A 24,452-nucleotide genomic window follows, 5' to 3' on the forward strand; every position below is an offset into this window, starting at 1 on the left:
GAAAGTATTGCAACGTGTGTAACTCAATCGAGTGCCGTGGCACCCCGTAGAAAACGTTTGTTCAGATCGGCATAGGAAATCCTTGAAACACCTGCCAGCCGCTGCTCTAACACGCGGCTCAGGGACTCGTCGGGCTGCAGATAGGCATCACCAAAACCGGCACCGAGTTGCGTGGGATGGGCGACCACTTCCAGCACGCCGTCGGTCGGCGCAATGTCGCTGCGCAGGTCGACGGGCGTGCACACATAATCGGCGGTGACGCCCGCCAGACTTTGCAGGCGCCCATTGAGCAAACCCTTGAACACGCGCTTGGGCAAATTGAGGTTTTGCCCCAGGTTGCGTGCCAGGCGAATCGGCACCCCCTGATGCGCCGCGAAGCGCGCGACGATCTCGCCAATCGGCCAGATGTTGTGCACGTGCTGGTGCGAATCAATGTGGCTCGGCCGCACACCGTGATCGACGCAACGTTGCCACTGCGCCTGCAACTCTTCGTGCACCGCATCGCGATCTTCGGCGCTGAGCCACAGGCGATGGCGGGGCAGGCTGAGGTCGAACACGCCGTAGCCATCGCAGAACGTCGGGCGCTGCAAAATGGCGCGGCTCAAGGGGCGTCCGTAGGTCAGGTTGAAGTGCAAACCGATCCGGCCTTGCAGGCTTGGATGTCGAGCCATGGCGCAGGCCGCTTCGAACGCCGGCATGTTTGCCATCGCCGTGGCGGAACTGATGACCCCGGCCTGAAACGCAGCGAAGATCACCGCGTTTTCATTCGGGCTGAGGCCGAAGTCGTCAGCGTTGACTATGACTTGGCGAGGCATGTTCGCCCTCCTTGGTGATTGCGACAGGTTGCCGTGTGGGTTTGGCCGGTTCCGCACGGCGCGTCCGCCAGGCGTGCAGCCTTGGTTTGAGGCGGTGCCACAGGCGCAGGCCCAGGCCGAGCAAGAGACCACTGGGCCGCCAGGAATAAAAACTCCAGCGCCAGTGTTCCAGTTGTCCGGTCATGCGTTCGTGCAGTTGGTGGCTGGAGTTTTCCAGGCTGACCCGCGACGCGTCGATCCAGCGCCAGTGGTCTTGCAGCCCCCAGCGAATCCATTCCTCCAGCAACACCCGGCCGCTGCCCAGATCGGCGTATTGCGGCAGGAAGGCGAGGTTGTAATCGTAGAGGCGACCCTGTTCGAGCAGCCCGAGGCGATAGCTGATGCAACGCCCGTTCAGTTCCAGCGTGACCACGCGCACCAGACCTTGGCCGGCGAGGGCAATGAAGGCGCGCTCGATCAATTGCCGACTGCGTTCGCTGGCGAAAATCCCCACACCTTCGTCGCCTTTCCAGCTCACCGCTTCGACTTCGCTGATGGCCTGCAACAGTGGGCCCATGCTCAGCGCATCGGGAGTGATCCGGCGGACTTCGGCGCCGCACGCGGCAATGCGCTTGCGCGCCCGGCGCAACTTGTAGCGCGGGTCGCCGGAGACTTCCTGGAGATCGGCTTCGCTGATGAGATGCACCGGCACCCGGCAGCTCAATCGCCGTTCGCCCGTGGAACTGCGCGCCATCCATTCGGTCAGCGCACTTTCTTCACCGGCAGGCTCGGACAGTTCATTGAGTTGCAGCAGTGCGTGGGGCAGGCGTTGGCGGATCAGGCTCAACGCCTGGCGCATGTCCTCACTGCCGAGCAAAGACAGCAGGGCCAAGCGATCCGCCAGCGGATAACCCAAGTGATGCAGCACGCGAAACGGCAAACCGGCAAAGCGTTCGCGACTCGCCACCAGCGGCAGGCACAGACGCAATTCCTGCGCTTCCCAGCCCAGCAGAATGTGCAGGCGCTCATCCTCGGCAAGGGCTTGCTCAGCCGCGCACAACCAACCGAGGTTGTTGAACGGCGTGTGGTCCGTCACTCGCAGGCGAAGCGCTTCATACGCTGTTGCCGGGAAGTCGGCGGCGCACAGGGAAGTGCGCCATTCGAATCGCGTCACCATAGGCTCAGGCTGCCGTTGCTGTTACGGGTGGACGGGACGGTTTGCGCAGCGCATCCAGGCGCGAGCCGCTGTAGCGGGTTTCGCGGTAGAAGCGCCAGCGACCGAACAGGGTGTACACATTCATGATCCGGTTCTGCTCGGTATAGCCCATGCGCATGTGCAGCTTGAGCGCCGGGATGTTATGGAACTCGCAGACATCGACGACCTTGTCGCAACCCTGCGCAGCCATGGCTTTCCACAGCTCCAGTTGCAGGTCGACCGACAGCTCCGTGCCCCAGTAGGCACGGGCCAGTTCACCGCCGAATTCGAAGAACTCGCCGGGTTTCACCGGGAACAGGCAGCCGTAATAATGCCGGTCGAAATAGTCGCGCGAACTGCCCCAGATAAACGCCACCGCGTCGCCCTGATCGTCCACGTGCATGTGCCCGGTGTGCCCTTCGCTGGACAGCTCTGCCATGGTGCCGACGCGGTCGCCGAAGTAGCGCGCGAAAGCGCGGGCGTTGTCCGCCGTGATCTTCACCACCCGCAATGGCGGGTAGGGTTTGAGGTTGTGCGGCGGCACCGGGCTGACGAGGTCGCGCTCCATCCACAGCAGTTCCTGATGGGAAAAAATGCAGTGTTTCCATACTTTCTTGACCGTGGCAGCGAGTCCTTTCTGCCGCAGGTTTTCAGTCAGTTTGCTCAGCATGTTCATGGCATTGACTCCTGATGACGATGCATCGCGCGGCCACAGGCCGGCGCGGCGGAACATCAAAGGACGGCTCATGAAGCGCTCCAGCGAAGGGCGAACAGGGTTTGCCCCGGCAACTCGAACTGCACGCGACCGTCCTGGCAGGTAAACGGCGCGTCACGGCTGCGGTTGTCGGTACCGAAGTAGCGCAGGGCACCGTTGTTCAGCGGGCAGTTGGCGCCGCTCAAGTCGACACGCTGCATGCGCGTGCCTTTGTTCACCCCCAGAAGACCCCGTTGATCGTCACCGGCCATCGCCAGCACATCGACTTCGAAGGCATCGTTCTCCAGCCACAGCACTTGATTCAGCCAGTGTTGGGCAATGAATTGCTGCGCCAGGCCGACCGGTTTCAACTCGAAGTGTTGTTCATCGGTCGAGACCCGCAACATGCCCTTGGGGTACTGCGGCTCATCGGCGGCCTGAAACCAGTTGAGCATGCTCAGCAAGCCGTCCTGCGAGGCGTTGATCACCACCGACGCCCACCATAATGACGCGTAGTGAGTTTCCTGATCGTAGGGACTGAGGCTGGAGCCGCTGGACATGTTGGTCTGATCGAGCAGCAAGGCTTTGCGCGGCTGGCCTTGGCTGTCGAGGCCAACGAGGTCGGCGGCGCGGCGCACGCTGTCGCGGTAGACGCGTGTGGCGAGCAGGTCGCGGATCATCCATTCGTGCCACGCCAGCGCATCGACCTGATCACCGGATTCGCTGAGTAAGCGCCGCGCCCAATCGATCCCGCGCTTGGCCGCCGAGTTGTCGGCGAACGGTCCATTGACCAGCCGCGAACTGGCCGGCATGGCAATGCGCACGCCAGCCTTGGCATTCGCCGGATCGCTGCGCACCTGGCGGGCCATGCTGGCGAAAATCGCCTGATACTGCGCGTAGCTGGAATAGTTGAGGTTCGGCTCGTCGGCAAAACCGATGTAGTGCGTGCCTTTGCCACCGAGCTTGCGGGTGCTGGTCAGCCACGCGTCGAGGCCGCTGTTGCTCTGCACATCAGCGCGCAGATCAGCCTGACGCTGACTGCCAGCCAGCAAGGTGATGTCCTGCCGGATGCCGAAGCGATCCTGATAAATCTTGCGGAAGGCGTCTTCGAACTGCGGGTTCTTCGCCGTCACATCGACAAAGCTGTAGAAACTCGCAGCTGTCGGTTTCAGCGCATCGAGCGCGGCATGACTGGCCGCCGGCGGCATCACGTAGGGCAGGGCGATACCCAGATCCGGCGTGCGCCCGAGGACTTTATCGTGCAGGGTCAAGCGGGTTTGCCCGGCGTCTTCGCGCAACGGTTTCAGTTGCTGCGGATTCTGTGCAAACAGATTGGCCGTGCCGTCGAGCCAGAACGCTGCCTTGCCGCTGCCTTGCAAACGCAGACGCCAGACCTGTTCACGCTCACTGACGGGCAGGGCAATCTGATCGAACTGCCAATAAGCACGGTAGGGTTTGAGTGCCAATGTCAGTGGCTGATCATCGCCGACCCGCTGCGCCTGCAAGCTGCTGACGCCGCCATGAAACTTACCGGCCAGCACCGCGTGCTCACCCGGCGCGACCTTGAAATACAATTCGTCGCCGTTGTGAGTGTCGGCGCTGAAATGCACTTTCGCCGGAGCGAACAAAGCCACTGTGCGCTCGTCATGTTCAATTCGATAATTGCGGAAGCTGTAGCCGGGAATCTCCAGCCGATAACTGGCCGCACCGGGCAGCAACGGCCAGCTCTGATGGCCGCGAACTTCACTGGCCTTGATCAACCGATCGCCGGCCAGTTTGCCCTGACCGTCGAGCAGATACACATGCTCTTCATTGGCCTCGGCTTGCCACGCCGGCGTCCAGCGCACGGTCAGCGTGTCCGGGCGCTGCGCTTGCAGATACAGGCTGCCGTCGCGGATCTCGCCCCACCGCATCGACGTCGCCAAGGCGTCCAGCGACAGGCCGAGACCGAACAGCAGGGCCAGGCCTTTCATGCGGTTCTCCGGCGTTGCAGCATCAGCCACATCGGCGTGACGTCGCGGGGCAGGATGATCAGGACTTGCCAGAACGCAACGCCACTCAAACGGCAGTAAAGCACCAGCATCGCCACGGTCACGGCCAGATAGGCTATCGACGAAGCCGCCGCCGCGCCGACAATCCCGTAGGCCGGAATCAACACCAGGTTCAATGCCAGATTCAACAGCGCCCCCAGACCCATCAGCAATGACACCGTGCCGGGGCGATTCTTGCCGAGCAAGTCCAGCCGCAGAATGCTCGCGTAGCAAAGGCCCAACAGCCCCGGCAACAGCGCGAGCAGCGCCGGATACGCCGGTTGGTAAACCGCGCCGAACAGCGTGACAATCAGCCATTCGCCAATCACCGCCATGGTCAGGCATGCGCCGAGCATTACCGTGGCGGTCAGACGCAAGGCCAGCGGCGTGACCTTGTCCATGCCTTCATCCTGTTGCAGCAGGCGTTTCATCAGCGGCGTGGTCACCGCTTCCGGGACGATCAGCAGCAGTTCAGCGGCCGCGCTGGCCATCGCGTAATGACCGAGTGCGGTGCTGCCGAGCAGGGCGCCGATGAACAGATAATCCGAACGCAGAATCACCTGCTGGAACAGCAAGTCGGGATGACTGCGGGCGCTGTAGCGCAGCAGTTCGTTCTGGCTGGCGCGATCCCATTGCAGTTGCAACGGCTGTGCGCGTTTGAGCCACACCCAACCGGCCAGCACCACCAGGCTGATGCCGGCCAGCCAACTGATCAGCGCCGCTTCCAGGGCCGCGCTTTGCCACATCCAGAACAGCGCGACAAACAGCAACAGTGGCGCCAGAGATTCGATCAGGCGCAAGACATTGAACGCGACCACGCCACCGGAGGCGTTGTGCAGGGTCAGCAAACCGCTTTTCAATACGGTCAACGGCACTGCCAGCAGCAACAGCCACGCCAGCAACCCCAGCTGCAGGGTCACATCGAGTTCACTGCCGAACTCACGCACCAGCGCCACCACCAGCAAGGTCAATAACCCTGCCAGCAAACATCCGAACACCAACACCTGACTCAGCAATAAACCCATCGGCCGCTGCTGGGCGGCCTGATAGCCGACCGCCGAATTCAAGCCGCCACTGGTGGCTGCGCTGATCAAGTCCGGCAGGGTGCTGAGCAGGGCAAACAGCCCGCGTTCACTCGGCCCGAGAATCCGCGCCAGCAGCACATTGCGCAACAACCGCAAGGCGATCATCGCCAGTTTGGTGCCCATGCTCAGCGCCAGATGCTTGAGGTAGTTGCCTCGACTCATGGCCGTGCCCCGCGAAAGATCCGCCACGACAGCAGTTGCGGAATGCGTGCGGTGCGCTGGCTGACGCCGAATCGCGGCAGGTTCAGCGGATCACCTTCGCCGCGATAAATTCCGCTGGCGGTGCCGAGGGCGAACGGATAGTCGTGATCGGCAATCTGCTGGCGCACCCGGTCATCGTTGTCGCCGTTGGGGTAGCAATACACCGGCAGCGGCCGGTTGCAGCCGGTGTGCAAAGCGTCGCGGCTGCGGCTGATTTCTTCGCTCAGGCGCACATCGTCCAGGCCGGTGAGGATCGCGTGGCTCGCGCCGTGAGGGCCGAAGCGCACCAGGCCTGAAGCCTCCATCGCGCGCACTTGATGCCAGTCCAGTGCCTGCGGCAGGGATTCCTGCGGGCACTCGTCGGTCAGGCGTTCAAGCTCCTGCGGTGCAAGGGCTTTCAGGCTTTGCAGGTAATGCAGCAGCGCCAGGCTGCGGCGCTCGACGTCGATGTCGTCGAGCAGCACCGGCAGCGGGCGATGGATGGCATGCAGGTATTCGATCAAGTGCATCCGCGCCTTGTCGCCGTGGCTGCCCCACAGGGTTTCGCCGACGCTTTCCCACCAGAAACGCTGACGGCTGCCGATGAAATCGGTGGAGAGGAAAATGCTCGCCGGCACCTGATGTTTTTGCAGCAGCGGGAAGGCGTTGACGGCGTTGTCGCGCCAGCCGTCGTCGAAGGTCAGCGCCACCCGTGGGCGTTCGGAGCGCAACGAATTGGGCTGGAGAATTTCCATCAGCGGCACGCAATCGAAATGCTTGCGCAGCCACACCAGCAGGTGCTCGAAGGCTTTCGGCCCGATGCACAACTCGTTGCGGTGCGGCAGTTCGGCGGCGCGGTCGTTGGACAGCACCCGGTGCAGCATCAGAATCACCCCGGCGCCGTGCAACTGGTTGCGACCCACGGAGGAGTTGAGATAGAGCCAGCCACTGGTGCGTTTTATCAGTTGTTTGATCGCCACGGCTTCGTCCTCTTAACGGTTCTGTTCCGGGTTCCACTGGGCATACCGCTGGCCGCGCAGGAACTGCCACAAGCCAATACTCATCCCAGCGAGAGTGACCAGCAGAAACGCGGCGAGGCGGAAGGGTTTGGGCAAGCGGTGTTGCGAATCCAGCAGCCCGGCAATCGCGATGGCGTAGCCGAACAGTTGCGCGATCAGGGCGAGGCGATAGAAACCGTGGTCGCTCCACAGCCAGAAGGTACTCAGCAGCAATGGCAGCAGGAGGATCGGCGCGAGACGGCGGATCAGTTTGTGGCTGATCAGGGCAATCGAATACAGGCCATATTTCAGCGGATTGAGCAGCTCGCGGCGCTGGGCGAGGCTTTGCAGACCGCCGACGGTGACGCGCTGGCGACGGCGCAATTGCTTGTCCGCCTCATCGACGCCATGGTCGATCACCTGCGCCTCGGGTACATAGACAATGCGTTTGTGCGCGGCCGGCGCACAGGTGCTGATAAAGAAATCGTCGTTGACCTCCGCCGGCACGTTCTCGAACAACTCGCGGCGCAAGGCGAGCAGCGCGCCGTCGGCGGAGACCATGCAACCCGTGCGATTTTCCACCCGGCGCAGCCAGCCCTCGTAATGCCGATAGAGGCTGTCGCCCACGCTCAAGCCGCCACCCGTGACCGGAATCACCATGTGCCCGGCGCAGCCGCCAACGCTCGGATCATTCAGCGGCGCGAGCAGATAACCGAGGGTCTCGCGTGACCATTGGTTGTCGGCGTCGGTGAACACCAGGATGTCGCCGGTGCTCAAGGCCACGCCGGCATTCAGCGTCGCCGCTTTGCCCTGGCGCGGCAGGTCGAGCACGGTGATGCGCGGGTCGACGACCTTGTGCGCACAGGCCACGGTGTCATCGGTCGAGCCGTCGCTGGCGAGGATGATCTGCAGGGTGGCCGGTTGATAATCCTGCGCCAGCAACGTGCGCAACTTGTGCTCGATGTGCCGCGCCTCATTGTGCGCGGCAATCACGATGCTCACGTTCAGCGGCGGTGCCGGGGTGTGCCGCGAGGCAGGAAACAGCGGCGCCAGAACGGTCAGCAGCAGCGGATAGCCGAGGTAGGCGTAAACCGGCAGCAACAGGCACATCCAGAAAATGAATTCAGCCACGGGCGGGCCTCCTGGCATTCCAATGACACAGACTCAGAATGAAAGCAGCGCCGGCCAGATGCAGACGCAGCCAGTGCAGCCCCCAGAGTTGCAAGGTCAGGCAGGCGTTACGGTGCTTGGCGCTCTGCCGCACGCTGAGCACCAGACCCGGCGCCAGGGTCAGCAGCACCATGATGACCGCGTGATGGGGAAGGCCGTCGAACAGGGCAGAGATCGCCAGAAAATCGAGAATCCAGACCAGAATCGATAGCATCGGAAAACGCAGCAGACGCAGGCTGAACCCATGGCTGCGCAACAGTTGCAGATGACTGCCCTGGCGCCAGAGCTCCTTGCCCATCCACTCCTGCCAGTTCATTTCGTAGCCCCAATGCAACGCGACGCTTTCATTGACTGACAGCAGCCGGGCACCGTGTTCGCGCAAGCGCAGGGTGAACTCCTTGTCTTCGCCGGTGCGCAGGGTTTCATTGAAGCCGCCGACCTTGTCGAACCAGCGCCGCAACATCAGCAGATTGGAACTGGGCAACCAGTCGACCACGTTGCTGGTGTGGTTGGACGGGCGCAAAGTGCGGCGCTGCCAGGCGGTGGCGTACCACGGCGCTTCAGCGGGGGTGTGCAGATCGAGGCCAAAGACGTCGGCCTGGCCGCTGCCCTCGATGTCGAACAATGGGCGCAACCAGTCTTCCGGCATTTCAATGTCGGCGTCGATGAATGCCAGCCATTCACCGGTGGCGATGGCGCTGCCGCGATTGCGCAGGGCGCCGATCAACAGGCCCGGCAGCACCAGCACCTGCGCGCCGAACTGGCGGGCAATGTGCGGGCCTTCATCGGTCGAACCGTTGTCGACCACGATCAGCTCGCACTCGATATCGGCGGCGTGCGCGGCTTTTTGCGCGGCGAGCAAGGTGCGGCCAATGTGCCGGGCCTCGTTGAACATCGGAATGACGATGCTGATGCGGCTCATGCCCTGGCCTCCGTGGTCAGTGGTGCCTGTTCGGCTTTCAGGCGCAGGACGCTGGTCAACGCGAGCATGACCCACACGTATTTCTGGTTCGGCGCACTGAGGAACATCAAGAACAGCGTCAGCGACAGCAAACTCACGCCCAGGTGCGTCATCAGATCTGTCTGATACGAATTGCCGCGCAGCATCCACGCGGCGCGGGCGCGAATCAGGTTGTACAGGCCGAGGCCGAGCATGCCGACGAACAACAGCCCGGCCGGCACCCCGAGTTCGCTGAAGATTTCCAGATAGGTGTTGTGCGCTCGGCGATACAGGTCACCGATCTTGCGGTTGGCCGAGAACGCCTTGGCGTAACCGGTGGTCGCGTAGTGCAGCGGGAAGGTGCCGGGGCCGGAGCCCAGCAGCGGGTTCTCGCGGATCATCTGGCTGCCGACCACGATGTACGACGCGCGGCGGCCAAGGGATTCGTCCTGCGCTTTGGACCCGGCGCTGAGAATGCTCAGGGACTGGATGCGCGCCATGTAGCCGGCAGGCATTGCGTAGATCGCCAGCGGAATCACGATGGCTGCACCGAGCATGGCGAAACCCAGATGCCGTGGACGAATCCGGGTCAGTTGCGTGCGGTAATGCCAGCAGCCGATCAGCAGACTCACGGCCAGCACCACCAGACCCGAACGTGATTCGGTTTTGGTCATTCCGCCCAACAGCAGCAGGCAGCAACCGCCCCAAAACAAGCGGTGCAACAGGTTCGGGCTGCGGATCACCAGCAGCAGAGCCATCGGTACTGCGAAGGCGATCAGCATGGCGAACGCGTTGGGGTCTTCGAGCAGGCCGGCGGCGCGCCCCTGATCCTGGAATTTTGCGGAAAACATCGCCATCGCACAGGTGGTGCTGACCGCGAGGGTGACGAGGCGGGCGAACAGGTCGAGGTTGAGTTCGCGGCCGATCAACAGGGTGATGACAAACAGGATCAGACCGACGCTGAGCTCGCGCAGATGGCCGAGGGACATGCCCATGTCATCGGTATTGAGCAGGCTCAGGAAGTACAGAACCATGAACCACACCAGACAGCGCCAGATATTGCTGCGCAGGCGCTGCGAAGGAATCTGGTGCAGCGCCAGTTGCAGCATCAGAATCACGGCCAACGCTGCGCCGAGCAGCTTGCTGCCGGACAGTGGACTGTCCTTGAAGAAACCTTCGAACGGCACCAGCGCGACAATCCCGAGAAGGCCCCAGGTTGGCTTGCGGTACAGCACCGCAAAACCGACCAGGCCGAGCACCGCTCCCGGCGCCAGATACGGGTAAGGGCTGGCCAGCAAAGCGATGCAGACCAGACCGAGCAAACTGACAATCGAGAGCGGGAAAATCATGCGCGTGCCTCCCGTGCCGTGCGGATGTACAGCTGCGACCAGCGTTCGGCCAACGCCTTGAGGTCGTAGCGATCCTGTTGCGTGCGTTTTGCGTTGTCGCGCAGTTGCCGGGCCAGTTTCGGCTCGCTCAGCAAGGTGTCGAGCTGGCGGGCGAGGGCGGCGGTGTCGGTGGGCGCGGCGAGCAAGCCGTTATGACGGTCTTGCAGCACATCGGGAATCCCGCCCACGCCGAACGCCACCACCGGCACGCCGGCCTGCATCGCTTCGAGCAGAATCATCGGCGTGCCCTCGGTGCGCGAGCTGATCACCAGCGCATCGAGTTGCTGCCACCACGGTTGCATGGCGATCTGGTAACCCGGCAAACGAATGCGCTCCTGCAAACCGGCGTTATCGATGCGCGCCTGCAACACCTCGCGTTCCGGGCCGTCACCGAGCATCACCGCATCCAGTTGCGGATGCTGATGACACAGCGGGATCAGCGCATCGAGAAACAGATCCGGACCTTTTTCACTGCTCAAACGACCGACGTAACCGGCCAGCCAGCGCCGCCGGTCCGCGTCCGGCACCATGGCCGCCGCCGCCGGCAGACCGTTGGGAATCACCTGCAACTTCTCCGCGCGGACGCTGGCCTGACGGTGCAGCGCGGCGATGCTTTCCGCCACGCACACCACCCGGTCCACCGACGCCGTGCGGCACAGTTGCAGGCTGAGCCAGGTGTAGAACTGCTGCTTGCGACTGCGCGGGGTAAACCCGTGTTGGGTAATCACCAGTGGCAGGCGCAGCAGCGTCGCGCCGATCCAGCCGAACAACAGCCCTTTGAAATTGTGCGTGTTGATCAGCGGCTGTTCCCTGCGCCGTTGCCGCAAGTGCCGGAGCAACTCTCCCAGCCCGGCACAGCCGCGGCAGTCGACCCCGGCCGCGCGAAAGCGCGCGATCAGTTCTGGCGGCGCGTCGAGGAACAGCACCTGATGCTGCCCCGGCGTCGCCAGACAATGATCCAGCAACATCCGCTCGGCCCCATAGAAGCCGCCGCTGCTGAGCAAATGAATGATCGGCAGCGCGGCGTTCGGGGAGGGGGCGCTGTTCAATTGCGCACCCAGTGCAGGAAGCTCGGTACCGTCCAGTTCTTGTGCGGATTGTTCGGCAGCGCGTTCAGGTCGTTGATCACCAACAGCACCGGCACGCCCAGTTCATGGCTGATTTGCGCCGGGTGCTTGAAGCGGTGATCGAAGAACTCACGCACGTAGACCAGGGCAATCGCCAACAGCAGACCGGTGAGCAGGCCGAACGGAATGATCAGGCCCGGTTTCGGGAACGCCGCTTCAGTAGGCTCGAACGGCGGGCTGAGTACCCGGGCGTTGGACAGATCATCGTTGAGCGAACGCGTGGTGCTGCTTTCGGCAAAGCGCTGGGCGTAGGTCGAGAACGCGGCGTGCAGCGCGTCGATCTCGGTGTCCATCTGCCGCAGCTTGCTCTGGGTCTGCTGCAACTCGTGGATGCGGTTCTTGAACTCGGCGATGCGCGCGGTTTTCTGGTCGATCACCTGCTTGACCACCGTCAGATCGTTGGTGCGTTCCTGAATGCGATTGCTCACCACTTTGAGGAATTGCTGGCGGGTGCGGGCGATTTGCTCGCGGGTCAGCAACATCGGTTCGCTGCCCGGCTGGAACACCGCCAGGTCGTTCATGTAGCGGCTGACCTGAGTGGTCAGTTGCTCGCCAAGCTGTTTGATTTCCCGATCCTCGAACGCCACGTTGTCGACGGTGGTGGTGAAGGTGTAGGGGAAGGTGTAGTCGTTGAGCTTGTTATTGCTCGCGGCGGCGAGGCTGGTTTTCAGGTATTCGAGCCAGCGCTGGCTCTGCAACAGGCGATCCTGATACAGGTTCAGGGCTTGTTCTTCGGTGTTGATCGCGTTGAGGCGGAAGGTGATTTCCTCCTTCGGATCAGACGCGCCCACGCTTTCGAGCAAGGCCTGACGGTTACCTTCAAGGCCATCGAGGCGCACTTGATAGAGCTGTTTTTTCGACTCATAGAAGGACTGCGGCAGGTCAATCGATTGCAAGGCCTGACGGCTCACCAGGTAGTTCTGCAGCAGGGCACTGACAAACGTCGTGCCTTGGTGCGGATCGGGGAAGCTGTAGACAATCGAGATCACGTTGGAGCCCGGCAGAGTCTCGATTTTCAGGCTGTCGATGGCCTGCTGGGTCAGGGCATCGAGCGCGGTGTCGCGCACCGGATCGGTTTCAAGCCCAAGCACATTGCGCACCGGGTTGATCACGTACTGGCGCAGTGGCGAACTGACGTATCGACTGAACGGCTCGGCCACCAGTTTGCTGAACATGCCCGGCGAAGGTGTGTACTCACCCTTGTCGCGCAGTTCGCTGATGGTCTGGCGAATCAGCGCCGGCGAACGGAGGATGTTGCTCTCGGTTTCCATGTCCGCCAGTGACGGCGGAATGAACGTGGCGTTGTCCACCGTGAGCGACGTGGTGGCGTCACCCTGGGAGAGTTTTTTCGACTGGACGATGACCTGCGCGGTGATATCGAAGCTCTGTTTGAGCACCAGCGGCAGCAGCAGGGCGATCACTGCAAAGATCAGGAAGACCCGTTTCACCATTTGCTTGTTGGCGAAGAAGATCCTGAAGAACTCGTGCAGGTAGTTTTCCTTTGGGTTCATGGCGGTCACCTGAGCGTTAGTTGCTGTCGCTGTCTTTGTTGTCGACGCGGTAGCCGAAGCTGAACCCGACGCCCTGGAACAGCACCACGTCGGCCAGTTGGCGAGCGAGTTCGCCGGCGCTGGCCAGTTTGGTTTTCGGCACATAGAGCATGTCGTCCGGCTGCAGGTAGGCGATTTGCGGCGCCTCGCCTGACAGGGCCTTCTCGACGTCGTAACGCACCGCCTGCACCTGATTGCCGTTGCGGCGCATGATCACCACCGAATCAAGACGTGCCTTGACGTTGGTGCCACGGGCCAGGGTCAGTGCTTCAAGCACTGACACCGGGCGACGGATCGGGTAGGAGCCCGGCTGGCCGACTTCGCCCAGCACGTAGATTTCGTTGCCGGCGGTGGACTTGAGCAGCACGTCCACGGTCATCCGGCCCGGCAGTTGCGCGTACTTTTTGTTGAGGAACGTTTCCAGTTGATTGACGGTCATGCCTTGCAGCGGCACTGCGCCGATTTCCGGGAAACTCGCGTAGCCGTCGGTGCCGACGGTGATCTCGCGGCTCATGCCGGTGGCCGGGTGGTTCAGCGCGTTTTTCAGGTTCTGCTCATTGGTCAGCGGGCTGATGATCTGCACGGTCAGCTGGTTGCGGTTGGGCTGGAACAGTTGCTTGCGCTGATAGGCGCGCTGGATTTCTTCGCGGGCTTGATCGCTGGTCAGCCCGGCGATCTTCACCGAGGTGTTGGCGCCCGGCAGTTCGATGGTGCCGTCCGGCAGCACCAGTTGGTTGCCGTTGAGCTGGCTGGCGGCGGTGAAGTTCAGGCCGATCTGGTCACCCGACTGCACGCGATAAGCGTCCGAGCCGCTGGTACTGATGTGGAAGATCACGTCCAGCACATCCTGCGGGCGCAGGGTCTGCTCGACCTTGGGCATATCCGTCGCCTGCGCGTTGGCCGGGCTGGCGGTGAGGATATTCACCGGCATGTTCTGGGTGTCGGAGGTGCTGGAGCAACCCGCAAGCGGCAGCAACAGCAGGACAAGCATTTTGGCGTTCATGGCGTCATCCTTCGCGTTCGCTTACAGGTTTTTGTAAAGCCATTTGGGCATGTAGTACTTGCGCCGGTTGAACACGCTGCCGACCACTTTCGCCCCGGCCTGGGTCAGGCGTTGCACGGCGGCCTGGGCGACTTCCCAGCGGGTGTCTTCGGCGCGCACGACAAACACCACGCCATCGACCTGCGTACTGATTACCAGGGTGTCGGCGGCGGAATACACCGCGTCGCCGTCAATCACCACGAAGCGGTACTGACTGCCCAATTGATCGAGCAACGGGCTCAGGCGCTCGGCGGTCAGGTGCTCCATGGTGCGGATCGGCCGACCGTTGGGCAGGACGTGGAAGGGCAGGCTCGACACCTGCACCACGCAGTCCTGCAACAACGGCGGGTTGTCCGGGCTGAACAGCAAGTCACGCAGGCCGCGCTCCTTGTTCAGGTTCAACTGCTGGGTAAGGTTGTTCGCCGACTGACTGGCGTCGACCAGCAGCACCTGGCCGCTGCTCATTTGCGCCAGTTGGCTGGCCAGTGCCAGGGCGCTGGTGGTCGTGCCCGCGCCGGGGTTGGCGGCGGTCAGGAACAGGATGCGCAGATCAAGATCCAGTACGGTCGACGTCAGGTTCGATTCGCTGGGGCTGGCGATGCTCAGGCTTTTACTGGTTGAACCGTCCATTAGCTTGCTCCGTGGCCGCTGAATACTTTGAAGGGGGTTTTCAACAGAATCTTCAGATCAAGCAAAAGGCTCTGCTCGGCGATATAGCTGAGGTCCAACTCAACGCGCTGGTCGAAGTCGATATTGCTGCGCCCGGAGATCTGCCACAGGCCGGTCATGCCGGGGTAGATCGCCAGACGCGCAAGGTGGTTGTCCTTGTAGCGGTAGGCGTTGAACGAGGTCGGGCGAGGGCCGACCAGGCGCATGTCGCCGGTCACTACGTTGATCAGGTTGGGCAATTCGTCGAGGCTGGTACGGCGCAGGAAACCACCGATGCCAGTGATGCGAGGGTCCCTGTCGATCTTGAAGTCGATGGCGTCGACCCCGTGTTTGTTGAGGTGACGCAGCGACTCTTTGAGTTCTTCGGCGTTAGCCACCATTGTGCGGAACTTGTACATGCCGAACTTGCGGCCGCGATAACCGGTGCGCTTCTGCACGAACATCACCGGACCTTTGCTGGTCAACTTGATGGCCAGCGCGAGGCCCAGCAACAGCGGCGAAATCAGCAGCAGAATCAGCAGCGCACCCAGGCAGGCGAGCACGCGATTGGTGCGCGACAGTGTCCACGGCCGGCCGCCTTCACGGCCGGTGAACCAGCCGCGACCTTGCATGTGGATCGCTGCGTCCAGACGCATTCGATGCTCGGGGTCAACGCGCTTGTCACGGCGCATCTGTTGAATCGGCACACTTTTCTCATGTCCAGTCATGGGGTCCTCCACATGAATTCAGCCGCGAGCGGCGCGTGGGCGATAGGCAGTCGGGTAGTAATCGCGAAACCAGGCGATAAAGCGCCCGAGCCCTTCATCCAGTTCTATCCGGGGCTGGAAACCGGTGGCGTGGGCCAGATCGCTGGCCTCGGCGCAGGTGTTGAGTACGTCGCCCGGTTGCAGGGGCAGCAGCTCGACAATGGCTTTCTGGCCGAGGTGTTTTTCCAGCAGGGCGAGATAGGTTTTCAGTTCCACCGGGTGCTGCCCACCGATGTTGAACAGCCGCCACGGCGCCATGCTGCTGGCCGGGTCGGGTTGTTCCCGATCCCACTGTGGCTGCGCCTGCGGCGGCTGAGCGATAAGGCGGGCGATGCTTTCGACGATGTCGTCGACGTAGGTGAAATCGCGTTGGTGCTCGCCGTAGTTGAACAGCTTCAGCGGTTCGCCTTCGCTGATCGCGCGGGCGAACTGGATCGGCGACATGTCTGGCCGGCCCCAAGGGCCGTAGACGGTGAAAAACCGCAGCCCGGTGCAGGGGATGCCGAACAGGTGGCTGTAACTGTGGGCCATCAGTTCATTGGCTTTCTTGGTCGCGGCGTACAGTGACAGTGGATGGTTGACGCCATCCTTCACCGAGTAGGGCGTGTGCTGGTTGGCGCCATACACCGAACTCGACGAGGCGTAGATCAGATGCTCGATCGGGTGATGCCGGCAGCTTTCGAGGATGTTCAGAAAGCCGTTGAGATTGCTGTCCAGGTACGCCCGCGGATTCTCCAGCGAGTAGCGCACCCCGGCCTGCGCCGCGAGGTGGATCACCACTTGCGGACGTTCGCGGGCAAACAGGGCTTCGATGGTCGACGTATCGGCAAGGTCAACCTTGGCGAGCTGGAAATCGCCGACCTGTGCGCGCACCCACTGCACGCGGTCGTGCTTGAGCTGCGGGTCGTAATAGGCGTTGAAATTGTCCAGGCCGACCACGGCGTGGCCGTCGCGCATCAGCCGCAACACGCAATGGGCACCAATGAAACCGGCCGCACCGGTGACCAGAATCTTCATGGCCGCAGCCCTTCGGGGGCGATGTGGCGCAGGCCGATGCCGCTGTAATGCAGGCCGGCGGCGGCCACTTGTTCCGGGTTGTAGAGATTGCGACCGTCGATGATCACCCGCGAGCGCAGCTTGCTGGCGAGCAACTCGAAATCGACCACCCGAAAGTTTTTCCATTCGGTGCAGATCACCAGGGCATCGGCATCTTCCAGGGTGTCGTCGCGGGTCGCGCACAGGTGCAAGTCATTGCGATAGCCGTAGAGACGCCGGCACTCGGACATCGCCTCCGGATCGTAGGCCTGCACGCTGGCGCCTTCGGCCCACAGGGCGTCCATCAAGTAGCGGCTGGGCGCTTCGCGCATGTCATCGGTGTTCGGTTTGAACGCCAGGCCCCAGATCGCGATGGATTTGCCGGCCAGGCCTTGGGGGAATTGCGCTTTCAGTTTGCTGAAGAGGATGTGGCGCTGGCTGTCGTTGACGTCGGTGACGCTGCGCAGCAGTTTCAGCGGCATGCCGTTGTGTTCGGCGGTGTGCAGCAGGGCGCGCAGGTCCTTGGGAAAGCATGAGCCACCGAAGCCGCAGCCCGGATAGATGAAGTGGTAACCGATGCGCGGGTCGGAGCCGATACCTTTGCGCACCGCTTCGATGTCGGCGCCGAGCAGTTCGGTGAGGTTGGCCAGTTCGTTCATGAAACTGATGCGCGTGGCGAGCATCGCATTGGCGGCGTACTTGGTCAGTTCGGCGCTACGGTTATCCATGAACATCAGTTTTTCGTGGTTGCGGCAGAACGGCGCGTACAGCTCGCTCATCTGCTCGCGGGCCGCGTCGTCGTGGGTACCGACGATGATCCGGTCCGGGCGCATGCAGTCGGCGAGTGCGCTGCCTTCCTTGAGAAATTCGGGGTTGGAGACCACGCGGACTTTCAAGTCGATCTTGCCGCGCCGCAGCAGTTCGCTATTGGCTGTGGCCAGCACTTGATCCGCCGTGCCGACCGGCACCGTCGATTTGATGATCAGGGTGCGATCAGCCTCCATGAAACTGGCGATCTGGCGAGCGACATTGAGCACGTGGCTGAGGTCAGCGGAGCCGTCCTCGTCCGCTGGCGTACCGACGGCGATGAAGATCAGCCCGGCATGTTCGACGGCGTCGCTGGCCTGGGTGCTGAATAACAGACGGCCCGCCTTGATGTTTTCTTCGAGGGTACTCGACAAGCCCGGTTCGCTAATTGGCGGCACGGCTTGTTGCAGTTGTTTAATCTTGTTCGGGTCAATATCGACACATAAAACCCTATGTCCGACATCTGCAAGTGCAGCGGCTTGTATAAGTCCAACATAGCCGGTGCCAAATACGCTTACGTCCATCTGCGCACCCTCGAAAGAGCGAAAATTAAAAGTTCGGAAGAAAACTGTAAAAGGGGTATAGCGCAGTGTCTGGAAAGCGTGTCAGCAAAATGACATGTTGCATCTGTATAACAGTTGAGCCTTTTTTGGCGATTGGCCATCAAGTCATTGCTGCGATTGAATTTGTTCCCGTTCTGCAGATTTGTTCAGATTCAAAATAAGCGATAAACGGTCGTAAGCCTTTAATTTAGAGGCTTCTGGCGCGAGGTGTGTGTCAGATTTGAGTCACCGGTTTTTTGACGCTTCGCAGAAAAAACAGTCAATTCTTGCGCTTTGATGGCCGGGTGCTAGTGTCAGATTTTGACCGACAAACCTTTGACTCGCAGCCGTTTTGCGCGACCGGAATCGCCATGTTCAAATATGCCAAAGACGTGCTTTTAATTGTTTATCTGCTTCTTTATTCCGAATATTACATTGATCGGTTAAATGCTATCGGCCTCGGTTTTTCTGTACTTCTTTTTGGCGCGATGTTTTTGGCGCTAACGTGGGCGTTATATTTAACGGCCTATATCCGGCAAACACTCATTCGGCATTTATTCGCATTGGCCATGTTTGCCTCGGCGGTGTTTTTTGATGTCTACACCCGCGTCACCGCGGATTATCTGAGCTACAGCAGCTTTGTCTCGCTGGTGTATTCCGGTGGCTTCATTCAGGAAGCGGCGTTCCAGTACCGCGACGCGATCATCCATGGCGCGCTCAGCGGTCTGTTGCTGCTGTTCGGCATCGGGCTCAAACCCCGGCATGCCATTGGGGTGCCGAACGCCTTGCGCGTGGCCGCGCCTGTGTGCGGCGTGCTGCTGCTCAGTGCCGTGCTGTTTTTACGCGCGGGTGAGGGCGCCCGGGGCCTGCCGATCATGTACACGCCGTTGGCGTACCTGAACCTGTTTGCCTACGAAGCGCTGCACAACACGGTCGGCCCGCGGGAACCGGTGACCCTCGCGCGAAATACGCCAGCGGTCGATCACGACATCGTGCTGATCATCGATGAGAGCATCTCCGGCAACTACCTGGACATCAACGCGCCGTTCGGCGTGCACAGCAACCTCAAGCAGGCGCCGCCGGGCGTCGATATCTTCAATTACGGCTACGCCGCGTCCATCGCCAATTGCAGCGCCGACACCAATGTCACCCTGCGCTACGGCGGCACCCGCACCGATTACATGCGGATCAACAGCACCCTGCCGTCGATCTGGCAATACGCGAAAAAGGCCGGACTGCGCACGGTGTACATTGATGCCCAACGCACGGCGGGCAATTTGCAGAACCTGATGACCGACACCGAGAAAAAGGACATCGACGAGTTCGTGCAATTCGGCCAGACCAGCGTGCGCGATCGCGACATGGCTGCGGCGGCGAAGCTGATCGAACTGCTCAACGACGATAAGCCCGAACTGATTCTGATCAACAAGGTGGGCGCGCATTTCCCGGTGCACGACAAATACCCCGATGCCTTTATGGCGTATCGCCCGACATTGCCACGCGGGCAGTTCACCGAAGTGGCCGACACCGGCGAGCGCACCGGTTTCAATGGTCAGCCGGATGACTGGGTGCTGTACCGCAACGCCTACAAGAACACGCTGCTGTGGAATGTCGGTGAGTTTTTCGCGCGGGTGTTCGCCCAGGCCAATCTGAACAATGCGCTGCTGATCTACACCTCGGATCACGGTCAGGATCTTCATGAACGCGGCAATCCTGGGCTCAATACCCACTGCGGCGGCGATCCGGTCGAGGAAGAAGGGCTGGTGCCACTGGTGGTGATTCAGGGCAGCGCGTTGAAGACCGTTGACTGGTCGGCGCAACTGGCAGCCAACAAGGACCGCTCCAGCCACTACAACATCTTCCCGACGCTGTTGCAGTTGATGGGCTACGACCTGGCGGGGATCGAGTCGGTGTATGGCAAACCGCTGAGCGTGCCGACGCTGGATGAATTCACTTTCAACTACCGCTTCAATGCGCGACTCGGTGCCACACCTGAGTGGAAACGCATTGATCTGGGGAGCATCGTGACGCCGGCGCAAGCGCCGGCGAGTGTGGCGGCGGGGCAGTGATTTTCGCGTTGGTCTGCTGGCCTCATCGCTGGCTTGCCCGCGATGAGGCCGTTGAGTGCACCGGAAGATTCTGAGCTGTCACCGGCATCCGCTATCCTTGCCACACACTGACCGATCAGGTGGCGGCATGCTGCGCGTTGAAAACGTCTTCAAAAGCTATCTCACTCCCCAAGGGCCCTTGCCGGTGCTGCAAGGCGTGGACCTGACGCTGGAGGCCGGCAGCAGCGTCGCGTTGATGGGCGAATCCGGCAGTGGCAAAAGCACGTTGCTGCATCTGGTCGCCGGCCTCGACAAGGTCGATAGCGGCAGCATCCACAGCGGCGAGCATCGCCTGGAAGCCATGAACGAAGCGCAACTGGCGAACTGGCGGCGCACTGAAATCGGTCTGGTGTTTCAGCAGTTCAACCTGATCGGCAGCTTGCGGGTCGAGGACAATCTGGCGTTTCAGGCACGTTTGGCGGGGCGCCACGAGCCGCGTTGGCAGGCGCATCTGGTGCAGCGTCTGGGGCTGGGCGATCTGCTCAAGCGCTATCCCGAACAACTCTCCGGCGGTCAGCAACAGCGGGTGGCTCTGGCCCGGGCGCTGGCCTCAAAGCCAAGATTATTGCTGGCCGACGAGCCCACCGGCAGCCTTGATGAAGCCACCAGTGATGAAGTGCTGAAACTGTTGCTGGAACTGCTTGATGACACGCCGACCACGCTATTGATGGTGACCCACAGCCCACGAGTGGCGGCGCGGCTGGCACAGCGTGTGGTGCTGTCCAGCGGACGTCTGACGTGAACGTTTTCTGGCAGGCCCTGCGCGCGTTGCTCAGTCATTGGCGGCGGCATCCGGTGCAGTTTTTCAGTGTGCTGACCGGGTTGTGGCTGGCCACCAGTTTGTTGACCGGCGTCGAAGCGTTGAACAGTCAGGCGCGGGACAGCTACGCCCGGGCCAGCCAGCTGATCGGCGGCGAACCTCAGGCCAGCCTCAGCACGGCGAGCGGTGCGACGTTCAGCCAGCAATGGTTCGTCGATCTGCGCCGCCAGGGCTGGCCAGTGTCGCCAATGCTGCAGGGCCGCCTGGCTCTCAAGGGGCATGACAATCAGCGCCTGCAATTGATCGGCATCGAGCCGGTGTCGCTGCCCGCCGACTCTGCCGTGGCCGGGCAAGCGCTGCCCATCGAACGCATCGTCGAATTCTTCACGCCGCCGGGCAGCACGTGGATTTCCCCCGACACCTTGCAGGCGCTGAACCTGCGCGAAGGCGCGACGCCGACAACGGTCAACGGCCTGAAACTGCCGCCGTTTCAGGCACAAAAAGACATGGCGCCGGGCGTGTTGCTGGTGGACATCGGTGTCGCGCAAACCCTGCTTGAACAACCCGGACAGCTGTCGCGATTGTTGCTGCCCAAGGATTTTCACCGCGAGTTACCGGCCAGTTTCAAAGGCCGGTTGCAGCTCAAGAGCGGTGGCGAGGAAAACAATCTCGCGCGCCTGACCGAGAGCTTTCATCTCAATCTGGATGCCTTGGGATTTCTCTCCTTCGTGGTCGGATTGTTCATTGTTCACGCTGCTATCGGCCTGGCGCTGGAGCAACGTCGAGGCTTGCTGCGCACTTTGCGCGCCTGCGGTGTCAGTGCGCGGATGTTGATCGTGTGTCTGGTGGTTGAGCTGGGTGTGTTGGCGCTGATTGGCGGACTGCTCGGCGTCATCAGCGGCTACTGGCTGGCCAGCGTCTTGCTGCCGGATGTCGCGGCGAGCCTGCGCGGTTTGTATGGCGCCGAGGTGGCGGGGCAGTTGCGCCTGAGCCCCTGGTGGTGGCTCAGCGGCATCGGGCTGAGTCTGTCTGGCGCCTTGCTCGCCGGTGCCAATAGCCTGCTGCGGGCGGCGCGGTTGCCGTTGTTGGCCGTGGCCGATCCGCAAGCCTGGCATCAGCAATATGCGCGCTGGCTGCGGCGTCAAGGCTGGCTGGCGGCGACGTTGGGACTGATGGCGTTGGCGGCGTTGGTCTGGGGCAACAGCCTCGCCAGTGGCTTTGTGTTGATGGCCGGGCTGCTGCTCGGCGCCGCGCTGGCGTTGCCGGTGTTGCTCAGCGCGATACTCAATCAACTGCTCGGGCGCAGTCGTTCGGTGCTCGGCCAATGGTTTCTCGCCGACTGCCGTCAGCAACTGCCGGCGCTGAGTCTGGCGCTGATGGCGTTGCTTCTGGCCCTCGCCGCCAACATTGGTGCCGGCAGCATGACCGCCGGTTTTCGCCAGACCTTCAATGAGTGGCTCGAGCAGCGCCTCAGCGCCGAGCTCTACATCAATCCGAGCAACCCGGCGCAGGCCCGCGAAATGCATGCCTGGCTCAGGCAGCAAGGCCATGTCGCGGCGGTGCTGCCCAACTGGCAAGTCGAGGTGACGTTGCAGGGCTGGCCGGCGGAGGTGTTCGGGATCGTCGACCATGCACATTATCGTCAGCATTGGCCGCTGCTCGAATCGGTGAGCGGTGATCCGTGGGCGCATCTGGCGACGGACGATGCGGTGATGCTTAGCGAACAAATCGCGCGGCGGTTGCAGGTGCACGCAGGCGAGCATCTGACGATTCCGACACCAAATGGCCCGTGGTCGCCGCGCATCGTCGGCATATACGCCGACTACGGCAATCCCAAAGGCCATCTGCTGGTCAACGTCAATCACCTGCTGCGCGGCTGGCCGCAACTGACGCCAAATCGCTTCAACCTGCGCATCGAACCGCAAAACATTCCGGCATTGTTGAGCGCGTTGCAGGCGCGGTTTCAGGTCGATGACAGCCGCATTGTCGATCAGGCGCGGCTCAAGGGCTGGTCGGTGCAGGTGTTCGAACGCACCTTTGCCGCCACGGCAGCGCTGAACAGCCTGACCCTCGCGGTCGCCGGCGTCGCGCTGTTCATCAGCCTGCTGACCCAAAGCCAGAGCCGCCTCGGCCAACTCGCTCCGCTGTGGGCGCTGGGCGTGACGCGCAAGCAATTGATGCTGCTCAATCTCGGCCAGACCTGGTTGCTGGCGGTGCTGACGCTGGTATTGGCGTTGCCGCTGGGGATCGCGCTGGCGTGGTGCCTGGATGCGGTGATCAATGTGCAGGCATTCGGCTGGCGACTGCCGTTGCGGGTCTTCCCGTGGCAATTGTTGCAGTTGATGGGGCTGGCGCTGCTGGCGACTTTGCTGGCCTCGGCGTGGCCGCTGTATTCGCTGCACCGCACGCAACCGGCGGACTTGCTGAGGACCTTTGCCCATGAGGATTAGCCGGGTGCTGTTGCTGGTTGCGCTGTTGCTCGGCGGTTGCGATCAACCCGCGCCTGAGCAAAAGGGCTTCGCGGGCATGGGCGATCAGGCATTGGCGTACACGCCGGTGGTGCAAGGGCGCGTGTTCAGTTTTCCGGCCGATCACGGCGCGCATGATGGTTTTCGTATCGAGTGGTGGTACGTCACTGCCAATCTGAAGGATCAACAGGGCAACCAATTCGGTGTGCAATGGACCTTGTTTCGCAGTGCGCTCAAGCCGCTGGCAGAGCAGGCCGGCTGGGCCAATCAGACGATCTGGCTGGGGCATGCGGCGGTGACTTCGAGCACCGTGCATCACGCCGCCGAACGCTATGCGCGGGGCGGTGTGGGACAGGCGGGCGTGCGCCTGGCGCCGTTCGAAGCGTGGATCGACGATTGGCGGTTTGCCAGTCAGGCGCAAGATCCGTTGAGCGACTTGCAACTCAGTGCTCGCGACAACGACTTCGCCTATCAACTGCATCTCACTGCCAGCCGTCCGCTGGTGTTGCAGGGCGACAAGGGTTTTAGCCAGAAATCCGAAGAGGGGCAGGCGTCGTATTACTACAGTCAGCCGTTTTTCCAGGCCAGCGGCACCCTGCAGATCGACGGTCAAAGCTATAACGTCAGCGGCCCGGCGTGGCTTGATCGCGAATGGAGCAGCCAGCCGCTGACCGCCAATCAAACCGGATGGGACTGGTTTTCCCTGCACTTGGACAGCGGCGAACACGTCATGCTCTACCGCATGCGCCAGAAGGACGGCGCGCCGTATCTGACTGGTACCTGGATCTCGGCCGACGGCCAGACGCAGACGCTGGGCAGTTCGCAGATCCAGCTGACGCCACAAGACACCGCGGACGTCGCCGGGCGCAAAATGCCGATCCGCTGGTTGATCAGCATCCCTCACAAACACCTCGACGTTCGGATCAACGCCCTCAACCCAAAGGCGTGGATGAACCTGCGTATCCCTTACTGGGAAGGTCCGGTGAACATCAGCGGCAGCCATCCGGGCCAGGGCTACCTGGAAATGACCGGCTATTGAGGGCAAACACACACACTCTGTGGGAGCGGGCTTGCTCGCGAAGGCGTCATCCCCCGATGGCCTCAGTCGCTCCACCACCGATCAA

20 protein-coding genes are annotated in these 24,452 nt (G+C 62.0%); 4 read left to right on the top strand and 16 right to left on the bottom strand.

Features of this window, described 5'->3' with window-relative positions; all coding sequences use genetic code 11:
• Positions 1 to 23: 23 nt before the first annotated feature.
• The 16 genes from AACY19_RS14710 to AACY19_RS14785 all read right to left on the bottom strand — a co-directional run bounded on the left by AACY19_RS14710 (position 24) and on the right by AACY19_RS14785 (position 17,974).
• Positions 24 to 815: a ChbG/HpnK family deacetylase gene (locus AACY19_RS14710; protein WP_339451307.1), complete on the bottom strand. Its 792-nt coding sequence runs from the start codon at positions 813 to 815 to the stop codon at positions 24 to 26.
• On the bottom strand, positions 787 to 1,971 hold the full coding sequence (locus tag AACY19_RS14715; protein WP_339451309.1) for a GNAT family N-acetyltransferase: 1,185 nt from the start codon (positions 1,969 to 1,971) through the stop codon (positions 787 to 789). The genes AACY19_RS14710 and AACY19_RS14715 overlap by 29 nt, the downstream gene beginning before the upstream one ends.
• 4 nt (positions 1,972 to 1,975) lie before the next feature.
• On the bottom strand, positions 1,976 to 2,665 hold the full coding sequence (locus tag AACY19_RS14720) for an N-acetyltransferase (RefSeq protein ID WP_339451386.1): 690 nt from the start codon (positions 2,663 to 2,665) through the stop codon (positions 1,976 to 1,978).
• A gap of 68 nt (positions 2,666 to 2,733) precedes the next feature.
• Positions 2,734 to 4,656 (bottom strand): hypothetical protein, encoded by a 1,923-nt coding sequence (locus AACY19_RS14725; RefSeq protein WP_339451311.1) that lies wholly within the window; start codon positions 4,654 to 4,656, stop codon positions 2,734 to 2,736.
• Positions 4,653 to 5,960, bottom strand: a complete 1,308-nt coding sequence (locus AACY19_RS14730) for an oligosaccharide flippase family protein (protein ID WP_339451313.1) — start codon at positions 5,958 to 5,960, stop codon at positions 4,653 to 4,655. The genes AACY19_RS14725 and AACY19_RS14730 overlap by 4 nt, the downstream gene beginning before the upstream one ends.
• Entirely contained in the window at positions 5,957 to 6,958 is a 1,002-nt protein-coding gene (locus AACY19_RS14735; protein ID WP_339451315.1) for a polysaccharide deacetylase family protein, read from the bottom strand. The genes AACY19_RS14730 and AACY19_RS14735 overlap by 4 nt, the downstream gene beginning before the upstream one ends.
• Positions 6,959 to 6,970: 12 nt before the next feature.
• Positions 6,971 to 8,107 (bottom strand): glycosyltransferase, encoded by a 1,137-nt coding sequence (locus tag AACY19_RS14740; RefSeq protein WP_339451317.1) that lies wholly within the window; start codon positions 8,105 to 8,107, stop codon positions 6,971 to 6,973.
• Positions 8,100 to 9,068, bottom strand: a complete 969-nt coding sequence (locus tag AACY19_RS14745; RefSeq protein ID WP_339451319.1) for a glycosyltransferase — start codon at positions 9,066 to 9,068, stop codon at positions 8,100 to 8,102. The genes AACY19_RS14740 and AACY19_RS14745 overlap by 8 nt, the downstream gene beginning before the upstream one ends.
• Entirely contained in the window at positions 9,065 to 10,435 is a 1,371-nt protein-coding gene (locus tag AACY19_RS14750; RefSeq protein ID WP_339451321.1) for an O-antigen ligase family protein, read from the bottom strand. The genes AACY19_RS14745 and AACY19_RS14750 overlap by 4 nt, the downstream gene beginning before the upstream one ends.
• Positions 10,432 to 11,523 (bottom strand): glycosyltransferase family 4 protein, encoded by a 1,092-nt coding sequence (locus AACY19_RS14755; protein ID WP_339451323.1) that lies wholly within the window; start codon positions 11,521 to 11,523, stop codon positions 10,432 to 10,434. Before AACY19_RS14755 ends, AACY19_RS14750 begins: the two co-directional genes overlap by 4 nt.
• Complete coding sequence (locus AACY19_RS14760) at positions 11,520 to 13,112, bottom strand: GumC family protein (protein ID WP_339451324.1); 1,593 nt, start codon at positions 13,110 to 13,112, stop codon at positions 11,520 to 11,522. Before AACY19_RS14760 ends, AACY19_RS14755 begins: the two co-directional genes overlap by 4 nt.
• Positions 13,113 to 13,128: 16 nt before the next feature.
• The gene (locus AACY19_RS14765; RefSeq protein ID WP_339451326.1) at positions 13,129 to 14,154 is read right to left on the bottom strand and encodes a polysaccharide biosynthesis/export family protein; all 1,026 of its coding nucleotides are present in this window, start codon (positions 14,152 to 14,154) and stop codon (positions 13,129 to 13,131) included.
• Between the two features lie 21 nt (positions 14,155 to 14,175).
• Positions 14,176 to 14,823: a CpsD/CapB family tyrosine-protein kinase gene (locus AACY19_RS14770; RefSeq protein WP_339451328.1), complete on the bottom strand. Its 648-nt coding sequence runs from the start codon at positions 14,821 to 14,823 to the stop codon at positions 14,176 to 14,178.
• Positions 14,823 to 15,569 (bottom strand): sugar transferase, encoded by a 747-nt coding sequence (locus tag AACY19_RS14775; RefSeq protein WP_339451330.1) that lies wholly within the window; start codon positions 15,567 to 15,569, stop codon positions 14,823 to 14,825. The genes AACY19_RS14770 and AACY19_RS14775 overlap by 1 nt, the downstream gene beginning before the upstream one ends.
• A gap of 18 nt (positions 15,570 to 15,587) precedes the next feature.
• Entirely contained in the window at positions 15,588 to 16,625 is a 1,038-nt protein-coding gene (locus AACY19_RS14780; RefSeq protein WP_339451332.1) for an NAD-dependent epimerase, read from the bottom strand.
• A complete protein-coding gene (locus AACY19_RS14785; RefSeq protein WP_339451333.1) occupies positions 16,622 to 17,974 on the bottom strand; it encodes a UDP-glucose dehydrogenase family protein in 1,353 nt (450 codons plus the stop codon). Before AACY19_RS14785 ends, AACY19_RS14780 begins: the two co-directional genes overlap by 4 nt.
• Positions 17,975 to 18,363: 389 nt before the next feature.
• Here AACY19_RS14785 and AACY19_RS14790 point away from each other — a divergent pair, with 389 nt between their 5' ends.
• From AACY19_RS14790 to AACY19_RS14805, 4 genes are all read left to right on the top strand, one after another.
• Entirely contained in the window at positions 18,364 to 20,061 is a 1,698-nt protein-coding gene (locus AACY19_RS14790) for a sulfatase-like hydrolase/transferase (protein ID WP_339451334.1), read from the top strand.
• 127 nt (positions 20,062 to 20,188) lie between these two features.
• Positions 20,189 to 20,842: an ABC transporter ATP-binding protein gene (locus AACY19_RS14795; RefSeq protein ID WP_339451335.1), complete on the top strand. Its 654-nt coding sequence runs from the start codon at positions 20,189 to 20,191 to the stop codon at positions 20,840 to 20,842.
• Positions 20,839 to 23,310 (top strand): ABC transporter permease, encoded by a 2,472-nt coding sequence (locus tag AACY19_RS14800; protein WP_339451337.1) that lies wholly within the window; start codon positions 20,839 to 20,841, stop codon positions 23,308 to 23,310. Before AACY19_RS14795 ends, AACY19_RS14800 begins: the two co-directional genes overlap by 4 nt.
• A complete protein-coding gene (locus tag AACY19_RS14805; protein ID WP_339451339.1) occupies positions 23,300 to 24,367 on the top strand; it encodes a lipocalin-like domain-containing protein in 1,068 nt (355 codons plus the stop codon). Before AACY19_RS14800 ends, AACY19_RS14805 begins: the two co-directional genes overlap by 11 nt.
• Positions 24,368 to 24,452: the final 85 nt, after the last annotated feature.

It is taken from the genome of Pseudomonas sp. EA_5y_Pfl2_R50 (assembly GCF_963970475.1).
Taxonomy (GTDB): Bacteria; Pseudomonadota; Gammaproteobacteria; order Pseudomonadales; family Pseudomonadaceae; genus Aquipseudomonas.